We start from the raw sequence: 14,717 nt of genomic DNA on the forward strand, positions 1-14,717 counted from the left end.
TAGCAATTTAGTAATGCGAATTAGCAACCAGATTTTCCTGCTTTACGCTCTCCATGCCATCCACCCGTCGCCTGACCCAGCACGACATTGCCAAGCTCGCCGGCGTGAGCCAGGCGACCGTGTCCCTGGTGCTCAACGGCGCGGAAAACGCGCTCGCGCGGATTCCGCCGGCAACGCGTGAGCGGGTGCAGAACATCATTCGCGAGACCGGCTACGTGCCGGACCCGATCGCCCGCCGCATGGCCAAGGGCTCGAACCGGATCCTCGCCGTGTTCACCTACGAACCGGCTTTTCCAAGCGCGCATTCCGACTTCTTCCTCCCCTTCCTGTTCGGCATCGAGGAAGAGGCGCAGGCCCGCGGCTATGACCTGCTGATGCTGACCGGCGCAGGGCAGGGCGCACAGCGCAAGATATTCGCCGAGGAGAGCCGGCTGCGCATCGCCGACGGCTGCATCGTGCTGGGCAAGACCTTCGATGCGGCGGAACTGGCGCGGCTGGTGGCAGGCGACTACCCCTTCGTGGCCATCGGCCGGCGCGAGGCTGCCGGCGGCCCGGTGCCCTTTGTCGGCGGCGACTATGCGACCGCCACCGGCGCGCTGGTGCAGCAGGCGCGCGAACTGGGGCATCGGCGGCTGGCCTATCTCGGGCACACGGGCCCCGCCGAATCGATGGCCGACCGATGGCAGGGCTTTTCCGCCGCGCTCGGCGCCGACCTGCACCTGGCCCTGCACTTGCCCGACGTCCCGGCAGGCGATGACGACCTGCTCGATGCGCTGCTGGCCAGTGGCGCCACCGTGGCCTTCTGCGTCGAGCTGGTCGATGCCGTGCGGCTGGAACGCGCGGCCCGCGCGCGCGGATTGGGCCTGCCGGCCGACTTCTCGGTGATCGCCATGGGCTCGCACATCCGCACCGAGGGCAGCGGCACGCGCTTCGCGTCCTTCGCCATCCCGCGCGAGGAGATGGCCCGGCAGGCGACGGCCATGCTCGTGCGAATGGTGGAAGGCCCCGCGCAAAAGGCCGCGCAGCAATTGCTGCTGCCGTGTGAGCCGATCCGCGGCGAGACCCTCGGCCCGGCGAAGTCGCACCCGGAAAAGCCAGTTGAACGCGCCGATGCGGGCGAGACGACTTCCAAGGCGCCAGGCGCCATCCATTTCCCCAAACAATGAACATGCAAGAACTGAAGACAGACATCCTCGTGGTCGGCGGCGGCCTCGGTGGCGTGGCCGCGGCGCTCGGCGCGCTGGCGCTCGGCCGTAGCGTGGTGATGAGCGAGGAATACGACTGGATCGGCGGTCAACTCACCAGCCAGGCGGTGCCGCCGGACGAGCACACCTGGGTCGAGCGCTTCGGTGTCACGCGCCGCTATCGCGCTTTGCGCAACGGCATCCGGCGCCACTATCGCGATCACTATCCGCTCACCGAGGGCGCGCGCGCTTGGGACGAACTGAACCCCGGCGCCGGATGGGTCAGCCGAATCTGCGCCGAGCCGCGCGTGGGCCTGGCCGTGCTGGAAGCCATGCTGGCACCTTACCGCGCCGGTGGCCTGCTGACGGTGCTCCAGCCGTACCGTCCAGTGGCCGCGGACACACATGGCGACGCCCTCCGCGCCGTGACACTGCGCCATCGCGACACCGGCCATGAAGTCACCGTGCAAGCCGCCTTCGTCATCGACGCCACCGAACTCGGCGACCTGCTGCCGCTCACCGGCACAGAGTACGTGAAAGGCTTCGAAAGCCAGGCCGACACCGGCGAGCCCAGCGCGCCGGCTACCGCGCAGCCCGACAACGTGCAGGCGGTGTCGATCTGCTTCGCCGTCGATCACGTGGACGGCGACCACGCGCTCGACAAGCCGCGCAACTACGACCATTGGCGTGCTGTCCAGCCGCACTTCTGGGGCGGGCCGCTGCTCGGCTTCAAGGCGCCGCTGCCGCGCACGCTGGAAATCGTCGAGCGTTCCTTCACGCCCAACCCCGATGACGATCCGCTGCTGGTGGACGCCGACCAGCGCAAGGGCGGCGGCGACATGAACCTGTGGACTTTCCGCCGCATCGCGGCGCGGCGCAACTTCGTGCCGGGCGCGTATGCCTCGGACATCTGCCTGGTCAACTGGCCCATGATCGACTACATGGAGGGCTCGATCCTCGATGTGACGGAGGCCGAGAAGGCGCATCACCTGGCGCGCGCGGCGGAGCTGTCCTATTCGGTCTTCCACTGGCTGCAGACCGAAGCGCCGCGCGAGGACGGCGGCACCGGCTTCCCGGGCCTGCGACTGCGCGGCGACATCACCGGCACCACGCACGGTCTGGCCATGGCGCCCTACATCCGCGAGAGCCGGCGCATCCTGGGCGTGACGCGCATCGTCGAGCAACACCTGTCGCACGCGGTGCGCGGCGACCAGGGAGCGGTGCGCTACCGCGACAGCGTGGGTGTCGGCATGTACCGCATCGACCTGCACCCTTCCACGGGCGGCGACAACTACATCGACGTGGCATCGTGCCCCTTCGAGATCCCGCTGGGCGCCCTGCTGCCGCGTCGCATGACGAACCTGCTGGCCGGCGGCAAGAACATCGCGACCACGCACATCACCAACGGCTGCTATCGCCTGCACCCGGTGGAATGGAACGTCGGCGAGGTGGCCGGCATGCTGGCGGCCCATTGCCTGGAGACCGGCGCCATGCCGCACCAGGTGCAGGCCGACGACGCGCGACTGGCGACCTTCCAGGCGCTGCTGGAGCGCGCCGGCGTCGAGACGCATTGGCCCGACGTTCGCGCCTACTGAAACACACCGCATCGACAACGAGCAGGAGACCATCATCATGTCCTATCGCAACAAGCACTTCGCATTGCGCACTCTCGCCGGGCTGGCGCTCTCATTGGCCCTCGCGGCCAGCGCGTCGGCCGCAGAGCAGGTCAAGCTGCGCATGACGATCTGGAGCGCCAACGAGGCGCACCTGAAGCTCTTCAACGGCATCGCCGAGGACTACAGGAAGACCCAACCCGACGTCGCGGTCAGCTTCGAGTCGCTGCCCTTCGATAACTACACCACCGCGCTGACCACGCAGATCGCCGGCGGCAATGCGCCCGACATGGCCTGGATCTTCGAGACCACGGCCTACGACTTCGTCAACTCGGGCGCGCTGGTGCCGCTCACGAAGACGCTGGCCGCGGCGCCGGGCTACAACCTCGGTGACGTCGCCCCGAGTGCGACCGAGCGCTGGTCGAAGGACGGCGTGCTCTATGCCTATCCGTTCTCGACCTCGCCCTTCGCGGTGTTCGTCAACAACGACCTCATCAAGAAGGCCGGCGCCAAGACGCCGGCGGAACTCATCGCCGCCGGCCAGTGGACCTGGCCCAATGCCATCGCCTCGGCGCAGGCCGTGGCAAAGGAGCCCGGCAAGGGCGGCATGGTGGTGCGCGACTTCAACTACCAGGCCTGGCAGTACCTGTCGTCGGTCTGGAACGGCTGGGGCGCCGCGCCGTGGAGCGCCGACGGCAAGCGCTGCACGCTGGCCGACAAGCCGATGGTCGATGCGCTCGGCTTCATTCACGACGCGATCTTCACGAAGAAGGCGATCCCCGGCCCGGGCCAGAACGTCGACTTCTTCGCGGGCGACGCCGCCATGACCATCACGCAGATCAGCCGCGCCTCGCTGCTGCCCAAGGACAAGAAATTCGACTGGGACCTGGTGCCACTGCCCAAGGGCTCGACGGGCGACTATGCGATCGTCGGCCAGGCGGGTATCGGCGTCTTGAAGGCGGGCAAGAACCCTGACCAGGCCGCCGCCTTCGTCGCCTACATGACCAATGCCGAGAACTCGGCCAAGCTGGCGCAGTTCTTCCCGTCGGCGCGCAAGTCGCTGCTGAACGCGGAGGTGCTCGGCAAGACCAATGCGCTGCTGTCGCCCGCGCAATTGGACAAGGTCGTGGTCTCGGGCATCGCGACCGGCAAGCTGATGCCGGGGCACACGGACTTCGCGCGGCTGCAGCAGATGGTGCGCTCGGGCCTCGATGCCGTCTGGCAGCCGCAAGCCGACATCCCCGCCGCCACGCGTGCGATCTGCGCGCAGATCGGGCCGTTGCTCGCGAAGTAGGCGCTGCTGCAAACGCACTACGTACCGCCAGGCCACGTCACCCCAAGCCACCCGCGCCGCCACGCCATGTCCAGCACGTCCCTGCCGCCCGTTGCCGCGTCCGACCTGCGGGCCCATGCGCCTCGGCGGTTCTGGACCATCGCGCGGCGCGATGCGCTGGCGGGCTACCTGTTCGCCGGGCCGCAACTCGTGGGCACGCTGGTCTTCGTGCTGGTGCCGCTCGCCCTGGTGTTCTGGTACTCGCTGCACGAATGGAACGTGCTGGCCAACACCTTCGAGTACACCGGCCTGCAGAACTACGGACAACTGTTGGACGACCCGTCGTTGCCCGGCGTGCTGCTGGCCTCGGCGCTGTTCTCCGGCGGGCTGGTGGTGCTGAACATGAGCCTGGCCTTGTTGCTGGCCGTGCTGCTCAACCAGAAGCTCGCGGGCATCACGGTGTTTCGCACGCTGTTCTTCTCGCCGGTGGTGGTGTCGCTGGTGGCGTGGACCATCGTGTGGGGCTTCCTGCTGCAGAACAACGGCGGCATCAACGGCATGCTCGGGCTGCTGGGCATCCAGGGGCCGAACTGGCTGCGCGCGCCCGGCACCGCGATGGTGTCGGTGATCGTGATGCAGGTGTTCAAGAACGTCGGGCTCAACATGATCCTGTTCCTGGCCGCGCTGCAGGGCGTGCCGCGGGAGCTGTACGAGGCTGCGCGCATGGATGGCGCGCCGCGCTTCGCGCAGTTCCGCCGCATCACGCTGCCGCTCATCAGCCCGACCATCCTGCTGACCTCGATCATCACCATCGTCGGCTCGCTGCAGGTGTTCGCGCAGATCGCGGTGCTCACGCAGGGCGGGCCGGGCGTGTCGACCACGGTGCTGGTGTACTACCTGTACCAGCAGACCTTCCAGTTCCACCGCTTCGGCTACGGGTCCACGCTGGCCATCGTGCTGTTCGCGATCGTCGCGCTGCTCACGCTGGCGCAATGGCAGATGCGCAAGAGGTTCGTGTTCCATGAACAGTGAGCTGCCGCCGCGCATGAAGGTCGCGCTCTACGGGTTGATGTGCGTGCTGCTCATCCCCTTCGTGTTCCCGACCTGGTGGATGGTGACCTCGTCGCTCAAGCCGATCAGCGACATCTTCATCTTCCCGCCCGAATTGATTCCGACGCACCCGGACTGGAGCAGCTACAGGCAGGTGTTCACGCTCCAGCCCTTCGCGCAGCAGTACTGGAACTCGGCCTGGATCGCGGCGGTGGTGACGCTCGCCACGCTGGCGCTGTCGTCGATGGCTGGCTATGCCTTTGCGCGCATTCGCTTTCCGGGGGCGAACGCCTTGTTCATCGTGGTGCTGACGGGGCTGCTGATCCCGTCGGAGGTGACCATCGTGCCGCTGTTCCGGATGTTCCTGAAACTGGGCTGGGTCAACACGCACTGGCCGCTGGTGCTGATACCGGTGTTCGGCGCGCCCAGCGTGTTCGCCACCTTCATCATGCGGCAGTTCTTCATCGCGCTGCCGGTGGAACTGGACGAGGCCGCGCGCGTGGACGGCCTGGGGCGCTTCACGATCTTCCGCACCATCGCGCTGCCGCTGGCGCGTCCTGCCCTGGCGTCGGTGGCGATCTTCACCTTCCTGCACAGCTGGAACCTGTACCTGGAGCCGATCGTGTTCCTGTCGACGCCAAGCAAGTTCACGCTGCCGCAGGCACTGACGCAATTCACCGATGCCTATGGCGGGCCGATGTGGAACATCCAGCTCGCGGCGGCCACGCTGACGGCGCTGCCGGTGCTGATCGTGTTCGTGCTGGCGCAGAAGCAGTTCGTCGAAGGCCTGGCCCATACAGGCCTCAAGGGCTGATCTCTTACTCCATCGCATGGCAGAAGTCCTTCTCTCCACCGTCCAGAAACGCTTCGGCGCCGTCAACGTCATCCACGGTCTCGACCTGCACATTCCCGATGGCGAGTTCGTCGCGCTGGTGGGGCCGTCGGGCTGCGGCAAGTCGACCCTGCTGCGCATGATCGCGGGGCTGGAGAATGTCACGCAGGGCAGCATCCGCATAGGCGGGCGCGATGTGACCGACCTGGACCCGAAGGACCGCGACATCGCGATGGTGTTCCAGAACTACGCGCTGTATCCGCACATGACGGTCGCGGTCAACATGGGCTTCTCGCTGGAGCATCGCGGCCGGCCCAAGGCCGAGATCGCCGAGCGCGTGCGCTGGGCGGCGGACATCCTGGGCTTGTCGCAACTATTGGACCGCTATCCGCGTCAGCTTTCCGGCGGGCAGCGCCAACGCGTGGCGATGGGGCGCGCGATCGTGCGCGATCCGCAGGTGTTCCTGTTCGACGAGCCGCTCTCCAACCTGGATGCGAAGCTGCGCATCGTCATGCGTGGCGAGATCAAGGGACTGCACCAGCGACTGAAGACCACGACTGTGTACGTGACGCACGACCAGGTCGAGGCCATGACCATGGCGGACCGGATCGTGGTGCTCAATGCGGGACGCGTGGAGCAGGTGGGCACGCCACTGGAGCTGTTCGACCGGCCGGCCAACCAGTTCGTGGCCGGCTTCATCGGGTCGCCGGCGATGAATTTCATCAGCGGCCGTTGCACGCCTCAGGGCTTCGCGGCGGCCGGCTTGCTGCTGCCCATGGACGGGAGCGTGATCGAGGCGCATGCGGGGCGCGACGCCACATGCGGGATCCGGCCCGAGCATTTCGAAATCTGCGCGGTCGGCGAGGGCGCGGCGGCGCAGGTGCTACTGGTGGAGCCCCTTGGCTCCGACACGCAACTCAGCCTGCGCCTGGGCGACACGCCGGTGATCGCGCTGTTCCATGAGCGCCTGGTAGCGGCGCCGGGCGATGTGCTGCACCTGCGGCCGAAGGCGGGCATGGTGCATCTGTTCGATGCGGGTGGGGCGAGGTTGGAGGTGGGATGTGGCGGATAAGCGGCATTGGGTCGGTATGCACGAGGTGACGGTGCCTAACCACTCGCCGCGCTCCATGTTGACGAAGCATCCCTCACGATTGGGGCCCGTGCGCTGTCGCGGCTCACGGTCGAATATCTGGCAATGCCGAGTCCTGAAGCGGACGTAGTCGCAGGACCGTGTCGATGCCTCGGGTTCCTCGTCGCGAGCGGGCTCAGTCAGCTGCGCTTCTGCGCGGGGCCGGGTGTGATCGTGTCGAGAAACTCCCTGACCATTCGTGTCTCTCGCCGCTCCGCAAGGCAAAGGACGTGCGCGTAGGTATGAATTTCCGCATCGCTGATCTTCACCATGTGCAGGCCGGGACCAGGTACGTATTCCACCAGGGACACGGCGCTGATCCCAAGACCTTGCGACACCGCTTCGCGGATGACCTCCCGGCTGCCGATTTCCATCACGACATTGAGTTCTATCCTGGTCTTGTCGAGCGCAAGTTCCAGCGCCTTGCGCGTGGTCGATCCGTTCTCGCGCAGGATGAAGCGCTCGCCTTCCAGGTCCGCAAGCCGGATGCTGCGACGCTTGGCGAAGCGATGATTCGCCGCGCAGCAGATCACTACCGGGTGCTTGCTGAAGGGCACCGAGAGAAAGCGGTCGTCGCGCACTAGCTGTGCGAGCACGCCGACCTCGGCCCGGTAGTCGAGCAGGCGGTCCAGCACGTCCTGCGAGTTGCCCGTGCTGACCGACACCTTGATGCCCGGAAAGCGCTCGTTGAAATGCACCAGCAGTTTCGTGACGTGATAGGGCCCCACCGCCGCCACGCGCAGGTGCCCGGTCTTCAGTTCGCCCGCGTCGCCGAGCAGTTGAACCGCGTCGGATTCGAGGCTGAAGATCTGCTGCGCCAACTGCATGAGTTGCTCGCCGATCTCCGTCAGGCGTACGCGCCGGCCATAGCGGTGAAAGAGCTCGACGTCATAGCTCTCCTCCAGGAAGCGCACCTGCGTCGTGATCGTGGGCTGGCTTACGTGGAGGTGCTCGGCCGCCTTGGTGAAGCTGCCCATGCGGGCGACTGCATAGAAGGAACGTAGTTGTGTCAGGCGCATAACAAGGAAGGGTGAATTTGCCCCGTGGATTCCCGGACGTCGTATAGCTCCACTCTATACGAGATCGGAAAAATTTGAATTGGATAGATGGATGCAGGCATCCAACAATTGAACCGTGCGCAGATGCTTCGATGCGAAAACCGATGCAGCGAAGGTCATTGCGATGCGTATGAACACCACCGGGCCGCAAGGCACGACACGTGACCCGGATCAGCCAGAGCCGACCCCTCGAGGACGGCATCACGATGGAGCCAACCCCATGAAGATCAGTCGTCGTTCCCTGCTCGCCGCCGCCGCCGTTGGCGTGCCGCTCGCAGCCTTCACCCGAACCGGGCTTGCCCAGCCGGGGGCGCTCACCGTCGGGTTGATTCCCTCGGAAGATTCCCGCGCCATGATCGCCAACAGCCAGGCCATGATGGACATGCTGGCCAAGGCGCTGGGCATGCCGGTCAAGCCCTTCGTCGCGGCCGACTACAACGGCGTCATCGAGGCGCTGCGTTCCGGCCGGCTCGACGTGGCCTACCTCGGCCCGTTCTCCTATGTGCTGGGCACCACCATCGCGCCGATCGAGGCCTTCGCCGTGGCCGAGACCAAGAAGGCCGGCCGCACTTTCTATTACAGCCAGATCGTGGCCCACAAGGACACCGGCATCAAGACGATCAAGGACCTCAAGGGCAAGACCTTCGCCTTCGTCGATCCGAGTTCCACGTCGGGCCATCTGTTCCCCAAGGCCGGGCTGATCAAGGCGGGTTTCAATCCCGATACCGACTTCGGCCGCGTGATCTTCTCGGGCTCGCACGACTCCAGCGCCATCGCCGTGGAGAACAAGAAGGTCGATGCCGCGGCTATTGCCGACCGCATCCTCGATGCCGCCATCGCCAAGGGCCTGGCCAAGCGCGAAGACCTGGTCGAAGTCTGGCGCTCGGACCCGATTCCGGAATCGCCCACGGTGTGGCGCAAGAACCTGTCGCCGGACCTGAAGTCGCGCGTGCAGGCAGCCTTCCTCGAAGTGAAGGACATCCCGTGGTCGGACCAGGGCCTGCTCAATGGTTTTCATCCGACCACTGACGCGGCCTACAACGTCATCCGTGACACGGCCAAGCTCCTCAACCTCGACCTGAGCAAGATGAAATGATCAAGATCAGAGGCCTGTCCAAGCGCTACGGCGACTTCGAAGCCCTGCACCACATCGACCTCGATGTGAAGAAGGGCGAGTTCCTGGTGATCCTCGGCGCGTCGGGCGCCGGCAAGTCGACGCTGCTGCGCTGCATCAACCAGCTGACCGAGCCGAGCACCGGCGAAGTGGAAGTCGATGGCAAGCGCTCCGCCGGTGACCGCGCCTCGATGCGCCGCGTGCGGCGCGAGGTCGCGATGATCTTCCAGCACTACAACGTGGTACCGCGCCTGTCGGTGCTGAAGAACGTGCTGACTGGTCGGCTCAGCGCAGTGCCGAGCGTGCTGTCGTGGTTCCAGCTGTTCCCGCGCAAGGACATCGACATCGCCCGCGAATGCCTGCGCCGCGTCGAGCTGGAGAAGAAGGCCGACCTGCGCACCGACACGCTCTCGGGCGGCCAGAAGCAGCGCGTCGGCATCGCCCGTGCGCTGGCGCAGCAGCCGAAGGTGATCCTGGCCGACGAGCCGGTGGCCAGCCTCGACCCGAAGACCTCGCGCAACGTGCTGGACTACCTGCGCCAGGCCAGCCGCGAATCCGGCATCACGGTGATCTGCAACCTGCACCAGGTCGACTACGCCCGCGAATATGGCGAGCGCATCGTCGGCGTCGCTGGCGGTCGCATCGTGTTCGAGGGCCGGCCCGATGAACTCACGGAAGAGACGCTGCACCTCATCTATCCGGGTGGGCTGGGCACGAACGACGGCAAGGCAACCGCCGCGCCGGTCGCCGCCAATGACCACCTGGCTTCGAATCCGTCGAACGCCATGCCGATGGCAGCCGCGCAACTCTCCCTGGAGCAATCATGATCACAGTCGGACGCTACAAGCTGCTGCTCGGCCCGTCGGAAGGCAACTCGGTCCTTGGCAAGTACTTTGCCTTTGCGGTTGCAGGCATGCTCGTGTTCTGGTGGGCGGCGGTGGGCAGCGAGGTGAGCTTCGGGGAACTCATCAAGGGTTTCCCATGGATCGCGGACTTCCTCGGCCGCATGTTCCCGCCCAACTGGGCGTTCATGCAGAAGCTGGTGAAGCCTGCCATCGAGACGGTGCAGATCGCGATGTGGGGCACGCTGCTGGCGATCGTGCTGGCGGTGCCGGTGTGCTTCTTCGCGGCGCGCAACATCTCGCCGAATCTCGTCGTGTTCCATGCGGTGCGGCAGGTGCTCAACATCATGCGCGGCATCAACGAGATCATCCTCGCGCTGATCTTCGTGGCGGCCGTCGGACTCGGTCCGTTCCCTGGCGTACTGGCCCTGGCACTGCATGGTGCGGGCATGCTCGGCAAGTTCTTCGCCGAGTCGATCGAGGACATCGACCAGGGGCCGATCGAGGCACTGCGCTCGACGGGCGCCGGGCCGATCCAGACCATCATCTTCGGTGTGCTGCCGCAGGTGATCACCTCGTGGATCGCGGTGGTGCTCTACCGCTTCGAGACCAACCTGCGGCAAGCCACGGTGCTCGGCATGGTGGGCGCAGGCGGCATCGGCTTCGAGCTGGTGGGCAGCATGAAGCTCTTCCAGTACCAGGACACGGCCACCTGCATTCTCGTGATCGTCGTCATGGTGATGGCGGCCGACTACATCTCCAGCAAATTGCGTGCATGGATTCAACAAGGAGGTCGTTGATGACCACGAACCCGAACATCGTTTCTTCCAATGGCCGTGTCTACAAGTACCCGACGCAGCCGGTCGTGGTGCTGTGCATCGATGGCTGCGAGCCCGACTACATCACGCAGGCCATCCAGGCCGGCGTCGCGCCCAACCTCGATCGCATGCTGTCCAAAGGCACGTCACTCATCGGTGATTGCGTGGTGCCCAGCTTCACGAACCCGAACAACCTGTCGATCGTGACGGGCGTGCCGCCCGCGGTGCACGGCATCTGCGGCAACTACTTCCTCGACACCTCGGTGGGCAAGGAAGTGATGATGAACGACCCTTCGTACCTGCGTGCCGGCACGCTGCTCGCCGCCTTCTCCCGCGCCGGTGCGAAGGTGGCCGTGGTCACTGCCAAGGACAAGCTGCGCACCTTGCTGGGCCACGAGATGCAGGGCATCTGCTTCTCCGCCGAGAAGGCAGACCAGGCGACGATGGCCAACGGCGGCATCGACGACGTGTGCGCGCTGGTCGGCAAGCCCGTGCCGTCGGTTTACAGCGCCGACCTCAGCGAGTTCGTGTTCGCGGCAGGCGTCAAGCTGCTGGAGCAGCATCGGCCCGACCTGATGTATCTCTCCACCACCGACTACGTGCAGCACAAGTGCGCGCCCGGCACACCCGGCGCCAACGCCTTCTACGAGATGATGGACGCCTACCTCGGCGAGATGGATGCGCTGGGCGCGATCATCGCGCTCACGGCGGACCATGGCATGAGCCCCAAGACCGACGCGGCTGGCAAGCCGAAGATCGTCTTCCTGCAAGAGGTGATGGACGAACTGGCCGGCGCGGGCAAGGCGTGCGTGATCCTGCCGATCACCGACCCGTACGTCGTGCACCACGGGGCGCTCGGTTCGTTCGCGACGGTGTACCTGCCGGCAGACGCGCCCGCGAAGGAGCTGGCCGAATCATTGCGTGCCGTCGTCGGCATCGAAGTCGTTCTCACGCGCGAAGAGGCGGCCGAACGTTTCGAGCTGCCCCGTGATCGCATCGGTGACCTGGTGGTGGTGTCGGACCACCTCACCGTCATCGGCACGCGCGCATCGGAGCACGACCTGAGCGGCCTCACGGTGCCGTTGCGGTCCCACGGCGGGCTGTCGGAACAGAAGGTGCCGCTGCTGTTCAACCGGCAGCTGCAAGGCGTCTCGCCGGCGCGCCGCCTGCGCAACTTCGACATCTTCGACCTGGCGCTCAACCACGTGCCCGTCACCACCCCCTAGAGGATCGAATGACCACTGAATACTTCAACCCCGTGCAGACAGTGCACGGGGCAGGGGCCCTGTCGTCCCTGCCGAGGCTGCTGAACGGTCGGAAGGCCGTGCTGGTGACCTTTCCGGAGGCAAAGGCGGTCGGGCTGCTGGAGCGCATCGAACAGGTCCTCGGCGACCGACTCGCAGGTGTGATCGACCAGGTGCGACCCAACCCCGATGTGGCGGAACTCGCGCCGCTGTGGGAGACGTTCTGGCGCGACCATGCCGACACCGGGGTGCTCGTGGCGGTCGGCGGCGGCAGCGCCATCGACACGGCCAAGGCGCTCATGGTGGGCAATGACAGCGGCAGGTTCGCGGACATGGTCGCCGGCCTGTCCGGGGAGCGGCCTTTCTCGCCCACGCGCTTCAAGCAATTGATTGCTGTACCGACCACCGCCGGCACTGGCAGCGAAGTCACGCCCTGGGCGACGGTCTGGGACCGCGAGCGGCAGAAGAAGTATTCGCTGCACCTGCCGCAGACCTGGCCCAGCCACGCGGTGATCGACCCCGAGCTGATGCTGTCGCTACCGTCGGCCGTGACGCTCCAGAGCGGGCTCGATGCGCTGTCGCATGCGCTCGAATCGATCTGGAACGTGAATGCCAACCCCGTCTCAGACGTGTTCGCGGTGGCGGCCATCCACGAAACCCTGGAGGTGTTGCCGCTGTTGATGCAGCACCCGCTGGACCTGTCCCTGCGCTCGCGCATGGCGCTCGCCGCACTCAAGGCGGGCCTGGCCTTCTCCAACACCAAGACGGCCTTGGCGCATTCCATCTCCTACGAGATGACGCTGCGCTACGGCATCCCGCACGGCATCGCCTGTTCGTTCTCCCTGCCGATGGTGCTGGAGCGCGCCATGGGCCGGAGCGCCGACCGCGACCGTGTGCTGGAGCAGGCGCTGGGCAAGCCCCTGGCCAACGCGCCGCGCCGGCTGGAGGCTTTCATCGAGGCCCTCGGCGTGCGCACCCGCTTTTCCGACTACGGCGTGAGCGACGACGAGGCCCGCGACATGGTGCTGCATGCGCAGGCCGGCGCGCGCGGCAGGAACTTCATCGGCACTGCATCGGAGCTTGCAGCATGACCACCAACACCCCCTTGCGCGACAGCGCGCACTTTCGCGCCGAGGTGCTTCGCATCGGCGACCAGCGCCTGACGCGCACGCGCACCTTCGACGTGTTCAACCCCTACAACCGGGAGCGCGTCGGCTCGGTGCCGATGGCCACCGTCGACGACGTGCGCGAGGCCTACCGGATCGCACGCAGCTACAAGGCCACGCTCACCCGCTACGAGCGCTCCAGCATCCTGCAACGCGCATCGGCCCTGCTCCGGGCGCGGGCCGAGGAGGCATCGACGCTCATCACGCTGGAGTCGGGCCTGTGCAGGAAGGACTCGCTCTACGAGATCGGCCGCGTGGCCGACGTGCTGGTGTTCGGCGCCAACGAGGCCTTGCGCGACGACGGCCAGGTGTTCTCCTGCGACCTCACGCCGCACGGCAAGAAGCGCAAGGTCATCACCACGCGCGAGCCGCTGCTGGGCGTGATCACCGCGATCACCCCGTTCAACCATCCGATGAACCAGGTCGCGCACAAGGTGGTGCCGAGCATTGCCACCAACAACCGCATGGTGCTTAAGCCGTCGGAAAAGGTGCCGCTGTCCGCCTGCTTCCTCGCCGACATCCTCTATGAAGCCGGCTTGCCGCACGAGATGCTCCAGATCATCACCGGCGACCCACGCGAGATCGCGGACGAGATGCTGATCAACGAGAACGTCGACCTCATCACCTTCACCGGCGGCGTGGCGATCGGCAAGTACATCGCCTCGAAGGCGGGCTACCGCCGCATCGTGCTCGAACTCGGCGGCAACGATCCGCTGATCGTCATGGAAGACGCCGACCTCGACAAGGCCTCCGACCTGGCCGTGCAGGGCTCGTACAAGAATTCGGGGCAGCGGTGCACAGCAGTGAAACGCATGCTGGTGCATGAATCGGTGGCGCGCGACTTCACCGAGCGCGTGGTCGAGAAAACGCGCCGCTGGAAGCACGGCGACCCAATGGATGCCGCCAACGACATGGGCACCGTCATCGACGCCGAGGCGGCCGCCTTGTTCGAGAAGCGCGTGGCCGACGCGGTCGCGCAAGGCGCGCGCCTGCTCGCAGGCGGCCAGCGCGACGGCGCGCTCTACGCGCCCACCGTCATCGACAACGTGCACCCCGACATGGAAGTGGTGCGCGAGGAAACCTTCGGACCAGTCTCGCCCATCATCACCTTCAAGGATATCGACGACGCGATCCGCATTTCCAACGGCACGGCCTACGGCCTGTCATCGGGCATCTGCACCAACCGCATGGACTACACGCAGCGCTTCGCTTCGGAGCTTCAGGTGGGCACGGTCAACCTCTGGGAGGTGCCGGGCTATCGCATCGAGCTGACGCCCTTCGGCGGCATCAAGGATTCAGGCCTCGGCTACAAGGAGGGCGTGCAGGAGGCGATGAAGTCGTTCTGCAATGGGAAGACGTTCACGATGCCTTGGGGTTGAGGGGCCCGATGCTTT

13 protein-coding genes are annotated in these 14,717 nt (G+C 66.1%); 12 read left to right on the top strand and 1 reads right to left on the bottom strand.

Translation table 11 applies throughout. From position 1 onward, the window contains the following. Window positions 1-53: 53 nt before the first annotated feature. The 6 genes from HB681_RS05115 (at window position 54) to ugpC (ending at window position 7,024) form a co-directional block, all read left to right on the top strand. Window positions 54-1,166 carry a LacI family DNA-binding transcriptional regulator gene (locus HB681_RS05115; RefSeq protein WP_213953683.1) on the top strand — a complete coding sequence of 371 codons (1,113 nt, stop codon included), beginning with the start codon at window positions 54-56 and terminating at the stop codon, window positions 1,164-1,166. Continuing rightward, the gene (locus HB681_RS05120; RefSeq protein ID WP_213953684.1) at window positions 1,163-2,779 is read left to right on the top strand and encodes an FAD-dependent oxidoreductase; all 1,617 of its coding nucleotides are present in this window, start codon (window positions 1,163-1,165) and stop codon (window positions 2,777-2,779) included. Before HB681_RS05115 ends, HB681_RS05120 begins: the two co-directional genes overlap by 4 nt. Before the next feature lie 37 nt (window positions 2,780-2,816). Next, on the top strand, window positions 2,817-4,091 hold the full coding sequence (locus tag HB681_RS05125; protein ID WP_213953685.1) for a sugar ABC transporter substrate-binding protein: 1,275 nt from the start codon (window positions 2,817-2,819) through the stop codon (window positions 4,089-4,091). A 66-nt stretch (window positions 4,092-4,157) separates the two neighbouring features. Further along, window positions 4,158-5,102, top strand: coding sequence for a sugar ABC transporter permease (locus HB681_RS05130; protein WP_213953686.1), 945 nt, complete (start codon window positions 4,158-4,160; stop codon window positions 5,100-5,102). Continuing rightward, window positions 5,092-5,934 (top strand): carbohydrate ABC transporter permease, encoded by an 843-nt coding sequence (locus tag HB681_RS05135; RefSeq protein WP_213953687.1) that lies wholly within the window; start codon window positions 5,092-5,094, stop codon window positions 5,932-5,934. The genes HB681_RS05130 and HB681_RS05135 overlap by 11 nt, the downstream gene beginning before the upstream one ends. A gap of 16 nt (window positions 5,935-5,950) precedes the next feature. Continuing rightward, a complete protein-coding gene (gene ugpC / locus HB681_RS05140; RefSeq protein ID WP_213953688.1) occupies window positions 5,951-7,024 on the top strand; it encodes a sn-glycerol-3-phosphate ABC transporter ATP-binding protein UgpC in 1,074 nt (357 codons plus the stop codon). Window positions 7,025-7,221: 197 nt separating this feature from the next. Here ugpC and HB681_RS05145 read toward each other — a convergent pair whose 3' ends face one another. Then, complete coding sequence (locus HB681_RS05145) at window positions 7,222-8,100, bottom strand: LysR substrate-binding domain-containing protein (protein ID WP_213953689.1); 879 nt, start codon at window positions 8,098-8,100, stop codon at window positions 7,222-7,224. Between the two features lie 259 nt (window positions 8,101-8,359). Between HB681_RS05145 and HB681_RS05150 the strand changes: the two genes are divergently transcribed. From HB681_RS05150 to phnY, 6 genes are read left to right on the top strand one after another with little or no spacing between them, the layout of a single operon-like run. Beyond that, the gene (locus HB681_RS05150) at window positions 8,360-9,235 is read left to right on the top strand and encodes a phosphate/phosphite/phosphonate ABC transporter substrate-binding protein (RefSeq protein WP_213953690.1); all 876 of its coding nucleotides are present in this window, start codon (window positions 8,360-8,362) and stop codon (window positions 9,233-9,235) included. Beyond that, entirely contained in the window at window positions 9,232-10,080 is an 849-nt protein-coding gene (gene phnC / locus HB681_RS05155) for a phosphonate ABC transporter ATP-binding protein (protein WP_213953691.1), read from the top strand. The genes HB681_RS05150 and phnC overlap by 4 nt, the downstream gene beginning before the upstream one ends. Beyond that, window positions 10,077-10,895 carry a phosphonate ABC transporter, permease protein PhnE gene (gene phnE, locus HB681_RS05160; RefSeq protein ID WP_213953692.1) on the top strand — a complete coding sequence of 273 codons (819 nt, stop codon included), beginning with the start codon at window positions 10,077-10,079 and terminating at the stop codon, window positions 10,893-10,895. Before phnC ends, phnE begins: the two co-directional genes overlap by 4 nt. After that, on the top strand, window positions 10,895-12,139 hold the full coding sequence (gene phnA, locus HB681_RS05165) for a phosphonoacetate hydrolase (protein ID WP_213953693.1): 1,245 nt from the start codon (window positions 10,895-10,897) through the stop codon (window positions 12,137-12,139). The genes phnE and phnA overlap by 1 nt, the downstream gene beginning before the upstream one ends. An 8-nt stretch (window positions 12,140-12,147) precedes the next feature. Then, window positions 12,148-13,248 carry an iron-containing alcohol dehydrogenase PsrA gene (psrA, locus tag HB681_RS05170; RefSeq protein WP_213953694.1) on the top strand — a complete coding sequence of 367 codons (1,101 nt, stop codon included), beginning with the start codon at window positions 12,148-12,150 and terminating at the stop codon, window positions 13,246-13,248. After that, window positions 13,245-14,702, top strand: coding sequence for a phosphonoacetaldehyde dehydrogenase (phnY, locus tag HB681_RS05175; protein ID WP_213953695.1), 1,458 nt, complete (start codon window positions 13,245-13,247; stop codon window positions 14,700-14,702). Before psrA ends, phnY begins: the two co-directional genes overlap by 4 nt. Window positions 14,703-14,717: the final 15 nt, after the last annotated feature.

This window comes from Variovorax sp. dw_954, assembly GCF_018449755.1.
GTDB lineage: Bacteria > Pseudomonadota > Gammaproteobacteria > Burkholderiales > Burkholderiaceae_C > Variovorax.

Excerpts from the sequence above, each read along its gene's own strand:
- psrA (WP_213953694.1), top strand. The coding sequence starts at position 12,148 with ATGACCACTGAATACTTCAACCCCGTGCAGACAGTGCACGGGGCAGGG.
- phnC (WP_213953691.1), top strand. The coding sequence starts at position 9,232 with ATGATCAAGATCAGAGGCCTGTCCAAGCGCTACGGCGACTTCGAAGCC.
- phnY (WP_213953695.1), top strand. The coding sequence starts at position 13,245 with ATGACCACCAACACCCCCTTGCGCGACAGCGCGCACTTTCGCGCCGAG.
- HB681_RS05145 (WP_213953689.1), bottom strand. The coding sequence starts at position 8,100 with ATGCGCCTGACACAACTACGTTCCTTCTATGCAGTCGCCCGCATGGGC.
- HB681_RS05125 (WP_213953685.1), top strand. The coding sequence starts at position 2,817 with ATGTCCTATCGCAACAAGCACTTCGCATTGCGCACTCTCGCCGGGCTG.
- HB681_RS05130 (WP_213953686.1), top strand. The coding sequence starts at position 4,158 with ATGTCCAGCACGTCCCTGCCGCCCGTTGCCGCGTCCGACCTGCGGGCC.
- HB681_RS05150 (WP_213953690.1), top strand. The coding sequence starts at position 8,360 with ATGAAGATCAGTCGTCGTTCCCTGCTCGCCGCCGCCGCCGTTGGCGTG.
- phnE (WP_213953692.1), top strand. The coding sequence starts at position 10,077 with ATGATCACAGTCGGACGCTACAAGCTGCTGCTCGGCCCGTCGGAAGGC.
- HB681_RS05120 (WP_213953684.1), top strand. The coding sequence starts at position 1,163 with ATGAACATGCAAGAACTGAAGACAGACATCCTCGTGGTCGGCGGCGGC.
- HB681_RS05135 (WP_213953687.1), top strand. The coding sequence starts at position 5,092 with ATGAACAGTGAGCTGCCGCCGCGCATGAAGGTCGCGCTCTACGGGTTG.
- HB681_RS05115 (WP_213953683.1), top strand. The coding sequence starts at position 54 with ATGCCATCCACCCGTCGCCTGACCCAGCACGACATTGCCAAGCTCGCC.
- phnA (WP_213953693.1), top strand. The coding sequence starts at position 10,895 with ATGACCACGAACCCGAACATCGTTTCTTCCAATGGCCGTGTCTACAAG.
- ugpC (WP_213953688.1), top strand. The coding sequence starts at position 5,951 with ATGGCAGAAGTCCTTCTCTCCACCGTCCAGAAACGCTTCGGCGCCGTC.